The sequence below is a fragment of the Campylobacter sp. RM16189 genome, assembly GCF_012978815.1.
GTDB lineage: Bacteria > Campylobacterota > Campylobacteria > Campylobacterales > Campylobacteraceae > Campylobacter_A.
The window spans coordinates 1-11,927 of record NZ_LIWR01000044.1 but is presented as its reverse complement, the minus strand read 5'-3'; the positions used below and the strand labels follow the sequence as shown (position 1 = coordinate 11,927).

Annotated in this window: 15 protein-coding genes; 4 read left to right on the top strand and 11 right to left on the bottom strand. The window is 36.3% G+C overall.

All coding sequences use genetic code 11. The features are described from left to right. Positions 1-4 precede the first annotated feature (4 nt). From CDOM16189_RS08145 to CDOM16189_RS08130, 4 genes are read left to right on the top strand one after another with little or no spacing between them, the layout of a single operon-like run. Entirely contained in the window at positions 5-1,093 is a 1,089-nt protein-coding gene (locus tag CDOM16189_RS08145) for a prohibitin family protein (RefSeq protein WP_169976321.1), read from the top strand. A gap of 22 nt (positions 1,094-1,115) precedes the next feature. Next, positions 1,116-1,829 (top strand): bifunctional phosphoribosyl-AMP cyclohydrolase/phosphoribosyl-ATP diphosphatase HisIE, encoded by a 714-nt coding sequence (gene hisIE / locus CDOM16189_RS08140; protein WP_169976319.1) that lies wholly within the window; start codon positions 1,116-1,118, stop codon positions 1,827-1,829. Then, positions 1,792-2,346 (top strand): DUF2393 family protein, encoded by a 555-nt coding sequence (locus CDOM16189_RS08135; protein WP_169976317.1) that lies wholly within the window; start codon positions 1,792-1,794, stop codon positions 2,344-2,346. The genes hisIE and CDOM16189_RS08135 overlap by 38 nt, the downstream gene beginning before the upstream one ends. Then, positions 2,346-2,894, top strand: coding sequence for a DUF2393 family protein (locus CDOM16189_RS08130; protein ID WP_169976315.1), 549 nt, complete (start codon positions 2,346-2,348; stop codon positions 2,892-2,894). The genes CDOM16189_RS08135 and CDOM16189_RS08130 overlap by 1 nt, the downstream gene beginning before the upstream one ends. Here CDOM16189_RS08130 and purF read toward each other — a convergent pair whose 3' ends face one another. The 11 genes from purF to CDOM16189_RS08075 all read right to left on the bottom strand — a co-directional run. Next, the gene (gene purF, locus CDOM16189_RS08125; RefSeq protein ID WP_169976313.1) at positions 2,895-4,232 is read right to left on the bottom strand and encodes an amidophosphoribosyltransferase; all 1,338 of its coding nucleotides are present in this window, start codon (positions 4,230-4,232) and stop codon (positions 2,895-2,897) included. It lies immediately after the preceding gene. A 103-nt stretch (positions 4,233-4,335) separates the two neighbouring features. After that, the gene (gene dapB, locus CDOM16189_RS08120; RefSeq protein WP_169976311.1) at positions 4,336-5,097 is read right to left on the bottom strand and encodes a 4-hydroxy-tetrahydrodipicolinate reductase; all 762 of its coding nucleotides are present in this window, start codon (positions 5,095-5,097) and stop codon (positions 4,336-4,338) included. 141 nt (positions 5,098-5,238) lie between these two features. Then, positions 5,239-6,177, bottom strand: a complete 939-nt coding sequence (gene trxB / locus CDOM16189_RS08115) for a thioredoxin-disulfide reductase (RefSeq protein ID WP_169976309.1) — start codon at positions 6,175-6,177, stop codon at positions 5,239-5,241. Between the two features lie 12 nt (positions 6,178-6,189). Then, the gene (locus CDOM16189_RS09915) at positions 6,190-6,471 is read right to left on the bottom strand and encodes a hypothetical protein (RefSeq protein ID WP_249321666.1); all 282 of its coding nucleotides are present in this window, start codon (positions 6,469-6,471) and stop codon (positions 6,190-6,192) included. Positions 6,472-6,638: 167 nt separating this feature from the next. Next, positions 6,639-6,953, bottom strand: a complete 315-nt coding sequence (gene trxA / locus CDOM16189_RS08105) for a thioredoxin (RefSeq protein ID WP_169976305.1) — start codon at positions 6,951-6,953, stop codon at positions 6,639-6,641. A gap of 70 nt (positions 6,954-7,023) precedes the next feature. Further along, a complete protein-coding gene (locus tag CDOM16189_RS08100; protein WP_169976303.1) occupies positions 7,024-7,362 on the bottom strand; it encodes a YraN family protein in 339 nt (112 codons plus the stop codon). Next, on the bottom strand, positions 7,363-8,637 hold the full coding sequence (locus CDOM16189_RS08095) for a homoserine dehydrogenase (RefSeq protein WP_169976301.1): 1,275 nt from the start codon (positions 8,635-8,637) through the stop codon (positions 7,363-7,365). It lies immediately after the preceding gene. Beyond that, a complete protein-coding gene (locus CDOM16189_RS08090; protein WP_169976299.1) occupies positions 8,637-9,842 on the bottom strand; it encodes an LL-diaminopimelate aminotransferase in 1,206 nt (401 codons plus the stop codon). Before CDOM16189_RS08090 ends, CDOM16189_RS08095 begins: the two co-directional genes overlap by 1 nt. Positions 9,843-9,855: 13 nt before the next feature. Further along, complete coding sequence (locus CDOM16189_RS08085; RefSeq protein ID WP_169976297.1) at positions 9,856-10,653, bottom strand: hypothetical protein; 798 nt, start codon at positions 10,651-10,653, stop codon at positions 9,856-9,858. Then, a complete protein-coding gene (locus CDOM16189_RS08080; RefSeq protein ID WP_169976295.1) occupies positions 10,647-11,660 on the bottom strand; it encodes a phosphatidylglycerophosphate synthase in 1,014 nt (337 codons plus the stop codon). Before CDOM16189_RS08080 ends, CDOM16189_RS08085 begins: the two co-directional genes overlap by 7 nt. Then, positions 11,653-11,927: TrmH family RNA methyltransferase (locus CDOM16189_RS08075; RefSeq protein ID WP_249321664.1), on the bottom strand; the 275-nt coding region annotated here is incomplete at its 5' end. The genes CDOM16189_RS08075 and CDOM16189_RS08080, both read right to left, overlap by 8 nt.

The following is an 11,927-nucleotide window of genomic DNA, read 5'->3' as shown; positions in this document are numbered from 1 at the left end:
ATGAATGCCAGCAGATTTAAATGATTATTTTAATAAAAAGAACAATAGTAGCGGCGGAAGCAATAACGGTCCAAAGCTGAATTTCAAGGCGCCAAATTTACCAAAGAATTTTGGAAAAATGTCAGGACTTGCTTACGCTATCATAGTTATCATAGCTATTTTAGCTATTACTCAGCCTTTTGTGGTTATAAACTCGGGCGAAGTAGGCATTAAGGCTACAGCAGGTAAATATGATCCAAACCCAATGCAGCCGGGTTTTCACTTCTTTATACCAGGAATTCAAAGGGTTATAATCGTAGATACTAGAGTTCGCCTTATAAACTATACTTCAGGCGAGGATATGGGTGAGACACAAAAATTTTCAACCCAATCTCAAGCGGGAATTATTCGCAAAAACTCAATTTCAGTTTTAGACGCTAGAAACCTTCCTGTAAGTATAGATATTACGGTTCAATATCGCTTAAATCCGGAAAATGCACCTCAAACAATTGCTGCTTGGGGACTTAGCTGGGAAAGCAAAATAGTAGATCCGGTAGTGCGAGATGTGGTAAGAAGCGTAACTGGTAAATATACAGCCGAAGAGCTTCCTACTAAGAGAAATGAGATAGCCGCTCAAATCGATGAAGGAATTCGCAAAGATATCGACTCTCAGCCAAATAGGCCGGTAGAGCTGCTTACCGTTCAACTTAGAGAGATAATCTTGCCTGAAAAGGTAAAAGAGCAAATTGAGCGCGTTCAAATCGCTAAACAAGAGGCGGAGAGAACCAAATACGAAGTAGAGCGTGCAAACCAAGAAGCGCTTAAAAAGGCTGCTCTTGCAGAAGGAACCGCAAAGGCAGCTATCATAGAGGCTAAAGGTAAGGCTGATGCGGTTAAGATAGAAGCCGATGCTCAAGCGTATGCAAATAAAGAGGTTGCCAAGAGTTTGGATCAAAATTTGCTAGAGTTAAAACAAATAGAGATTCAGGGTAAATTTAACGAAGCTTTGCGTGAAAATAGCGATGCTAAAATTTTCTTAACACCTGGAGGATCGGTGCCAAATATTTGGGTTGATACAAAAGACAAGGCAAGACAATCGGCTATTGAGCGTTAGAAATAAATTTTAAGAGAGTGCGATGAAGATAGATTGGGATAAAGTCGGAGGGATGATACCTGTGGTAGTGCAAGAGAGCACTACAAATGATGTTTTAATGCTTGCTTTTATGAACAAAGAGGCTTTAAATTTAAGCGTTCAAACCGGCTTTGCCCACTATTTTTCACGCACAAAAAATAGAATTTGGAAAAAAGGCGAAGAGAGTGGCAATGTCCAAAAAATCGATGAGATATTTTTGGACTGCGATAATGACACTATCTTAATAAAAGTAGAGCAGATTGGTGGCGCGGCTTGTCATACCGGTAAGAAATCTTGCTTTTTTAGGAAATTTGAGCTTAATTCAAGTAACAAGAACTTAAATTTAGATAGTAAATTGCCAGATATAAAGACAAATTACCAGATAATTGACAAAGTATATCACGAAATTTTAGATAGAAAACTCAACGCAGACCCCCAAAAGTCGTATGTGGCAAGCCTGTTTAAAAAGGGCGAAAACGCAATACTTAAAAAGATCGGCGAAGAAGCGACTGAGTTTGTAATGGCGTGTAAAGATGCTTCCAATACCAAAGATGAAAAAAGTAAAAACGATTTGGTGTATGAGGCGGCCGATTTGTGCTTTCACTCTATGGTAGCACTTGCCGCTCATAATATTCACCCTGATCGCATCAAAGATGAGCTTGCTAGAAGGTTTGGAGCAAGTGGAATCGAGGAGAAAAAATCAAGAGATGTTAGATAAGCTAAAAGATGGACTAAGCTTCTATCTCGAGCATTTAGGCTGGATAGATATAGCGGCCTATATATGGCTTGTCTTGATGTTTTTTATCCTTTTTGTAGTTTGTATATATGTAATTACAAGATTTCATCTTTTAGGCTTTTTGTTGATGTTATTAAATATAGTAGCTTTTGGTTTCGGGATATTTTATATAAATCGTTTCTTGGATGAGAATTTGAGAACTAGAAATTTAGAGCTAATATCACAAAAGCAGCTTTCATACTCAAATACTCTTTTGGTCGATTTAAAGCTTACAAATTTATCAAAAAATCCACTTAAGTATTGCAGGATTGATCTTAAATTTTATAAGCCTTCCGGAAATAAGCTTAGAAATCAAATAAATATGTTAAGACCAATCATGAAAGATAAGATATTTCTTAAAGAGATATTGGATATCAATGAGACAAAGCGTGTGCAAGGCGTAATAAATAATTTTAAATTGAGTGATTATAATATAACGGCTAGTTCGGAGTGTTTTTAATGCTAGAGTATTTTAATATTTTTCATATTCTAATAATTGTTATATTATTGCTTCTTTCAGGACTCTTGGCGTATCTGTCAAAATATGAAGAAAACAAAAAAATATTTACTTCTTTAATAGTTATAAATTTTAGCGTTACTCTTCTGATAGGGATATTTTTAATGTTTGTTGTGGACAAATATACTAAAAAAGCTATTTTAGAAGGCATTACTAAAAGTAGAGTTTTAATGAATGAAACCGTAGTAATTAAAGGTATTATAAGGAATGTAGGCTCATTTGATATATCTAACTGCAATATCATAGTAAAGCTGATAAATGACCCTATAAGTAAGGAAGGTTTAAAGGGCGATGCGATATTTAAACCAAGCGGATTGTCGCTATTCTCATGGCTTAAGAATGATAAAGATGCTCGTCCGAACACAATCGAGCAAAAGGTAAGTATTGCTAAAAATTTAAAGATAAGAGAGGCTAGAAATTTTAGTGTCTCTATGTCATATCCTCCGTATTTTAAAAATACTATGTTTATAACTAAGCTGGATTGCTATTAATTATTTTATAAAATAATCCCCATTAAAACTTACAAGCGAGTATTTTCGCTCATTGCCTATACTGCTTACAAGATCTTTGAGGTTTAAAAACTCAAGAGTATCGGCTCCTATAAATTTACATACCTCATCTTTATTCATCTTATAACTGATAAGCTCTTCAAAGCTTGGAGTGTCGATACCGTAGCGTTCAGGAAATTTAAGCTCTGGGCAAGCGACTCTAAAGTGTATCTCTTTAGCTCCCGCAGAGCGAAGTAGCTCTACTATCTTTTTACTCGTAGTGCCTCTAACTATACTATCATCCACTACCACTATGCTCTTGCCTTTTAGTATGCTTGACATAGGATTTAGCTTGAGCTTGACCTTAAGATTTCTCATCGCTTGAGTAGGCTCAATGAAAGTGCGTCCTACATAGTGGTTTCTTACTATAGCAAGTTCAAAAGGTATCTTGCTCTCATTTGCATATCCAAGAGCCGCAGGAACTCCGCTGTCAGGCACAGGCACTACGAAATCAGCCTTTATGCCGCTTTGTTTGGCTAGGGCAGCACCCATGTTTTTACGCACGTCATATACGCTTTTTCCCTCTATGACGCTATCCGGGCGTGCGAAGTAGATGTATTCAAACGCACAAATTCTGGGATCTGGCTTAAATAGTTCTATACTTTGAAATTCATCTTTGCCGTTTTCAAATATTATCATCTCTCCCGGTTTTACATCTCTTATAAATTTAGCTCCCACGAGATCAAAAGCGCAAGTTTCGCTGGCTATTATGTATCCTCCGTCTTTTAGTTTGCCTATAGATAGAGGTCTTACGCCATATTTATCACGCACGGCAAAAATTTTATGTCTTGATTGGATTATAAGGCAATATGCACCTATAATCTTTTTTAAAGCCTCTGTAATACGATCTTTTAGATGTTTTTTCTTACTTCTTGCTATTAGATGGATAATGTTTTCTGTATCCATATTTGACTGAAAGATCGCTCCTTCGTCTATGAGGGCTTGGCGAATTTCATCTTTATTTATTAAATTTCCGTTATGAACCAGTGAGATTGAGCCTAGATTGTAATTAGCGGATATCGGTTGTGCGTCATCTATAGAGCCGCTTCCTGCAGTCGAGTAGCGGTTGTGTCCTATCGCCATATCACCCTTTAAAATTTCAAAGCTTTTCTCGTCAAAAACATCGGTAACAAGTCCTGTGGCTTTTATAGTTCTAATATAGCCGTTATCGCTGGCGCTTATTCCGCTTGCCTCTTGACCTCTGTGCTGCATTGCAAACAGGGCATAATAAGCTGTTTTTGCCGCATTTTTTGAATTAACCACTCCTACCACAGCGCACATTTTTAGACCTTTTGTTTTATTTTAAAATTTATTTTAGCCAAACTTATCTAAATTTTTAAAAATTTTAGATATAAAACAATATAAAATTTATAAAAATAGCTCTTTAAAACCATAGACAATCATCAATACCGTATAGTCCGTTTTTTTGAGAGGATAGCCAGATAGCGGCTTTAATCGCACCTTTGGCGAATGTTGCACGACTCGTTGCGGTATGATTTAACTCTATAAATTCTCCATTATTATAAAATCCAACAGTATGTCGCCCCACAACATCTCCTCCGCGCACCGCTAAAACCGCGATCTCATCTTTACTTCTTGCTCCTATTAGACCCTCTCTGCCTGTTACTATAACCTCTTTTATATTCAAATCTCGTGCATTTGCCACACGCTCTGCAAGAGTTAGCGCAGTACCGCTTGGAGAGTCTTTTTTATGCCTATGGTGCTGCTCTACTATCTCTATGTCAAATTCTTTTAGCGTCTTTGAGGCTATTGCTGCAAGGCGGTTTAGCACAGCCACACCAAGACTCATATTGGTAGCTTGCAGTATAGGCATTGTATTTGAGGCTTGAGCTATTAGCTGAGCTCCATCCTCTCCAAGTCCTGTTGTGCCTATTACTAGTGGTTTTGGATTGGTTCTTGCATAATTTATTAGATTTATTGCCCCATCTTTTATAGTAAAATCAATTACTACATCGCAATTTTCAAATAGCTCTTCAAGACTATTTGTTACCACTGCATTAAGGGCAAAATCAAGAGGCTCTATCGTATAAGCGGCAGTTAAAACAGCTTCTTTATTGTCTTTTAAACACTCTATTATCATTCTTCCCATTTTTCCGCTTGCGCCGTGAATTCCGATTTTTATCATGATTAATCCTTTTTAATTTAAGATTTGTAATTTAGCATATTTTTGATAAAAATAGCGATAAATAGATAGGGCTAGTATGAAACGAGGATTGATAAATTTTACTAGAAGTTAAATTTAGCCGAAATTTCGGCTAAATTTGAGTTAGTTTAGGCTTTCTATGTAGCTTAACGCAGAAAGAGCAGCTACTGCACCATCTCCTGCAGCTACTACGACTTGTTTTGGGGCATCTTTTCTAATGTCTCCAGCGGCAAAGAGTCCCGGTATATTTGTTTGCATTTTTAGATTTACATCTACCTGACCTTCGTTTGTCATTTTACATAGAAATTCGCCATTTTCTTGCTTTAAAATTTCATTGTTTACATTTAGTCCCACGAATGTGAAAATTCCAGGAACTTTTAGATCGCGCTCTCCATCTTTTGTATTTAATATAAGTCCGTTAAGACCCATTTTATCGCCATAAGCCTCTTTTATGGTGGCGCTTGTGATAAATTCTATCTTCTCGTTTTTGCGAGCCTTTTCTAAAGTCGTTGGAGCTGCGCGAAAACCTTCTCGTCTATGTATGATATAGACTTTAGAGCAGATATTGGCAAGATAAATCGCCTCTTCTATAGCAGTATCGCCGCCACCAAGAACGGCAACTTCTTTATTTTTATAAAAAAATCCGTCGCATGTAGCGCAGGTGCTTACTCCTCTTCCGAAGAACTCATCTTCGCCCTTAAAGCCTGCACGACGAGGAGTTGAGCCGGTGGCTATGATTACAGATTTTGCACTTTCCTCTTTTCCTCCATCAAATACGATTTTAAAGGTTTTATCTGCATTTTGGCTAACTCTTATTATGTTTACCATTTCGTGTTTTAGCCCAAATTTCATACATTGAGGAGCCCAAGTGCTCATGAAATCCATTCCGCTCTCACCTGGATTTTTTTGACCAGGATAGTTTTCTATCTCGGAGCTTCCCGTGATTTGTCCGCCAGGTTCGCCTTTTTCAAACATAACAACATTTTTAAGTCCGCCGCGAGTCGCATAAAGTCCGGCACTTAGTCCTGCAGGACCACCACCTATGATAGCTAAATCCAACATATTGTATTCCTTTTAAATTTTATTTATTTTTGAATCTTGTTTATAAATTTTTTCGTCCTGATGGATCATCTCAACACTACTTGGCAATGTAGTAATATTCAGAAGATTCATAAGTTTTAAAATAGTATTTATATCTGATGTAATATAAGTTATATTTTCCTTTGGTTCAAATCTTTTTTGGAATAGATCAACTGCTACAATAGGCAAATTTTTATTTGAAATTTCTAAAATTTTGTCTAAATTATTCATGTTTGAGCTAAAAACAACTAGCAAAAATTTACTATTTTTCGGCATAAAAATTTCATTTTTCTCATAAAAAGTTAAAGAGCTAAAGTCTACAAATTTGTATTTTGAGAATCTATAATTATTGTAAGCAAAAACCGAAGCAATTAAAGCGGCGCCAATAAATGAAGCAAAAACCGAAGTCAGGGGGAGTAAAGTCCCCCGCCTTTTTATGCTCATTAAAGAAGCGAATTTATCTTATCTGCTATTGCTTGTTTTGATTGAGCTCCTACCATTTGTTCAACAACTTCGCCATTTTTGAAGAATAGCAATGTAGGGATTGATCTTATGCCAAACTCAACCGCCAGATCTTGAACCTCATCTGTATTTACCTTGCAAATTTTGGCTTTGCCGTCAAATTCTTCCGCAAGCTCATCAATAACCGGAGCAAGCATTCTGCAAGGTCCACACCAAGGCGCCCAGAAATCAACAAGTGCAACACCCTCTTTAGCTACGTCGAAGTTAGCCGATGTAAGCTCAATGTATTTTCCCATAATTTTCTCCTAATTGAATTTTGGATTGTATTATACATAAACAAGTTTAAAAAATAATAAATAATAAAAATTATAAACTAATATTTTTTATCCACTTTATATTATCATTTTCTATTGTTATCAGATCCACTTGAAAATCGGAGTTTAATCCATTTTGAAGCAGATAAAAATCAATAGTTTTTAAAATTTTCTCAAATTTAGCAGGAGTTAGTCTATATATCGCTTCATACTCTCCTTTGGTTGCTTTGACCTCTATGAAGTGTAAAATTTCATCTTTTTTTGCGATAATATCTATCTCGCCAAATTTTGAGCTAAAATTTCTATCTAAAATTTCATATCCCTCGTTTTTAACATGCCTAGAGGCTATATCCTCTGAGCTTATTCCAAAGAGATATTCATTTAAGCCCACTTACTGTTCAATCCTTATCATAAATGGCTTTTCTCTTATAAATTCTTGCTCTTCTAGTATTCTTATAACTCGCTTGACATCAGCCTCTCTGCTTGTATGAGTTGTAAAAAATAGAGTCGCTTTTTTGTCATTTTCTTCATTTTTAATGTGTGGTTTTTGTAAAAAACTATCGATTGAAAGATTATTTTCGCTCATTAAATTTGTAATTCTAGCCAAAACACCGACTTTATCATCAACCTTTAGTCTGAAATAGTATTTGGTTCTAATCTCATCTTGGGCAAGTAACTCTAGGGGTTTTATCTCAAGAGGTGATTTGTATCCCATCATCGGGAAATTTGTGCCTCTGGCAATATCGATTAGATCGCTTATAACAGCACTTGCGGTAGCGCTTCCACCAGCTCCAGGACCATAAAACATGGTTTCTCCGACAGCATCTCCTGCTAAACTTACTGCGTTCATGACTCCATCGACTTTGGCTATCATCTTATCTTTCGCTACAAGTGCAGGATGTACTCTTAGCTCTACTTTATCTCCTACTTTTTTAGCTATCGCAAGAAGTTTGATGACATATTCAAAGTCTTGAGCGAAGAAAATATCGTCTTTTGTAATGCCTTCTATACCCTCTATCAGTATGTCTTCAGGATCTCCGTGAACACCGTATGCGATACTTGCTAGTATTAGCAGCTTATGAGCCGTATCAAATCCGCCTATGTCAAAGGTAGGATCAGCCTCTGCGTATCCAAGTTCTTGAGCTTTTTTAAGAGCGTCTTCAAATTTGACTCCGCTATTCATCATAGAGGTTAGTATATAGTTGCTGGTTCCATTCATTATGCCGTTTATAGAGAGAATCTGATTAGCGCTTAGACCTTCTCTAAGAGCTTTTATAATAGGGATTCCGCCAGCCACGCTAGCTTCAAAACCAAAAGGAGTGTCTCCTGTTAGATTTTGAAGTTTAAATCTATGGTAAGCTAAAAGTGCTTTGTTTGCTGTAACAACAGCTTTTTTTCTATGTAGAATCTCACTTACGACTCTATAAGGTTCATCAACTCCGCCCATCAATTCTACGTAAATATCGATATCGTCTCTATTGATAACGCTATTTATATCATTTGTAAGCGGTAAATTTACATCACGTTTTTTGTCTAAATTTCTTACAACACCAATGACTGGTTTTATCTCCTTGCCGGCTCTTGCGCTGATTAGCTTTTGATTTTGAATCAAAATTTTAGCCACCTGTTCGCCGACTGTGCCAACTCCTAAAATTGCTACATTCATTAGAACTCTTTTAGATATTTTTTGATATTTCTTGCCGCTTGCCTAATGCGGTTTTCATTCTCTATAAGTGCGATTCTTACATAATCGTTACCGCCTTCTCCAAAGCCTATTCCGGGACTTATGGCCACGCAAGCTTTAGTTAAAAGCTGTTTGGAAAACTCTAAGCTTCCTAAATTGCCCACTTGAGGAGGTATTTTTGCCCATACGAACATACTTGCACTCGGTTTTTCTATTTGCCAGCCTGCATTATCGAATGCTTCTATTAGGACATCTCTACGTTTTTCATAAATTTGGCGAATTCCCTCTACGCAATCTTGAGGACCGTCTAATGCCACTGTTGCGCCTACTTGAATTGGAGTAAACATTCCGTAGTCAAACCATGATTTGATTTTTTTAAGTGCCGCGCAAAGCCTTTTGTTTCCACATACAAAACCAACTCTCCAGCCAGCCATATTATAGCTTTTTGATAGAGTATAACACTCTACTGCTACGTCCTTTGCTCCTTCGACTTCAAAAATACTAGGTGTTTTGTATCCGTCAAAAGTAAGGTCGGCATATGCGATGTCTGATATGATATAAAATCTCTCTTTTTTTGACATTGCCACAAGTCGCTCATAAAAGCTCTTTTGAACCGTTACAGTCGTAGGGTTATGCGGGAAATTTACCACGACATATTTTGGTTTTGGTGAGCTTGAGTAGATGGTATTTTGCAAATTTTCAAAGAATTTATTCTCGTCAAGCTCATATTTTTCATTATAAACTAGAGGCATTTTCGCGACATTTCCACCCGCAATGATAAATGCTTGAGTATGAATAGGATACGCAGGATCAGGTACTACGGCTATATCTCCAGGATTTATGATAGCTTGTGTAAGATGCACAAAGCCCTCTTTTGACCCCATTACGGCTACAGCCTCTGTTTCAGGGTCTAAATTTACGTCATATTTGCGCTTATACCAGTTGCAAATAGCAAGGCGGAGTTTATAGATCCCTGCTGAAGCGGAGTATCCGTGAGTCTTATCTTTTTGTGCGCTCTCACAGAGTTTATCGACTATATGTTGAGGAGTCCTGCCCTCGGGGTTTCCCATAGAAAAATCTATAATATCTTCTCCCGCACGACGTGCGGCCATTTTTATAGCATTTACCTCTGCAAATACGTAGTTGGGTAGTCTCTCAATCGTATTAAAGCGAATTTCATCAAACATAGCTATCTCCTAGTTATTGTATATGGATTCTTAAGCCTCTTTTTATATTTTCAAGGCTGTTTGCATCGTCTATTGTAATGTATTTTGCGTTTGAAGGAAGTATAAAATTAATTTTAGTCGTCTTTTTGTTTTTTCTTTTTTCATCTATCAAATTTAAATTTTTATCCAAAATTCTAACCAAAGCAAACCAACTATCGCCATTTTTTGCAGTTATTTCGACCTTGTTTGCATCGCTTACATCTATAAAATATGGCTCAAGAGGTTTTGATAGTTCTATCTCTTTTCCTATTTCTACGGCCGTTAAATTTAATATGGATTTTGAGGTATCAAGTGCGTATTTATAAGTGAAGGTATCTGTTCTTTCAATAGCTTGTATAATGGTATTTGTATTTTTAAAAGCAGTATATAATGAGCCTGGATCAAGCATAAATTTAGTATTTAGCCTAATTCCCCAAATCGTAGCTTTGGTATTTGTAAATTCGGTTGTTAAAATTTCATTAAATCCAAGGCTGTTTAGCGCTTCTTTTACAATCTTTATCAAAAGTAGCGGATTTGCTTGACTTGATATAAATTGTATATCTAAATTTATTTTCTCTTTATATGAAGTAGGAAATAGCGAATTTGACTTTAGCGTGTTTGAAATTTTAGCTATATTAGGTCGTCCGTCTTCATCTAGATAATCCAGTCCATCTCCAAATAGTGCAGTTGTATTGGCGCTAGTTTGACCAAGTATGCCATCTACTATCTCTAATACATTGGCTCCAAAAGCAAAAGAAGCCGCTAAAGCAAATGCAATAATTTTTTTTACCAAGATTTGCCTTTATTTAAAGACACAAAATCATCATAGCTAATAAGCGTTATCTTGTCTTGTTCTACTAAAAATCTCTTTGGATTATCGGTGCTAAATTTTACAACCTCTCCATCTATATCTAAATTTATAGAGCCGTGCCCAGTTACTACTAATTGCTTTTTATCTAAATTTATATTTAGAGGCTTATCCGTATCGACAGATCTTTTTTTGCTACTTTCAAGATCTATAATGCCTATCCAAACTTTCTTGCGTGGATGAATTTTAACTTCGTTTAATCCGGTTGTTATATATTGGCTTCCTATTTCGGTAGATTTTATTTGATTGACTTTTGAAGTGTCTATTTGCAATATTGTCTCAGGCTCTATTTTTTGAACTTTCTCTTCAGGTTCAGGCTGCTCTTTTGATTCATTTTCATCTATTTGATCAGCTTTGGCCGGTTCTTCTTGAGGTGTGGGAGCAGATACAATTATAAGTTCAGGCTTTTGCTCTATATTTTGCTTTGCTATAGGGGCCGGTAAATTTATAGTGACATTGGTCTCTTTTATGCTGTTTATATTTTTTTCAGCCTCTTCTACTACTACAGTATTCGTATAGCTTACACTTCTATTTTTGTCTTCAAATAGGCTAGATATGCTACCTATATGTTTATATCCTTCAAAAAACCATACTAAAAAACTTACTACAATCAAGATAATAAGAAGCCAAAATAAACCCCAGGATGATTTTTTACCAGTAGATGTGTATGATGAAATTTTTGGGAAAATGGCCGTGCTTTTTTGTGGAGTTTCATCCTTGTGTTTAGATACGAATTGATCATATTCCTCTAACCACTCTTTAAAATTTACATTATATTCACGTTCTAAAATTTTAATAAAGCCTCTGACATTTAGTCTTGCAAGCTTCTCATAATTTCTATCGATAATATAACCTACATATTCAGCTTCTATATGCGTTTTTCTGGCTATTTCGTTTAGTCCAATCTCTTGTAAGATACTAGTTTCATTCATTTATAATCCTGTCGCAAATTATGGCGAAAGCCGCACTTACATTTAGCGAATCCCAGCCGTTTTTCATCTTTATACCGACGCACTCGTCGCATTTTAAGATCGCTTTTTTCGGCATTCCTTCGCCTTCACTTCCCATAACAAGAGCTGTTTTAGGACCAAATTTCATCTCATTTACGTTTTTACCGCCGCTTGCTGTTGCATAGAGCTTAAATCCGCATTGCTTTAACTCATTTAGCGCGCTAAGCCCGTCTTCTATGAGAGCGATAT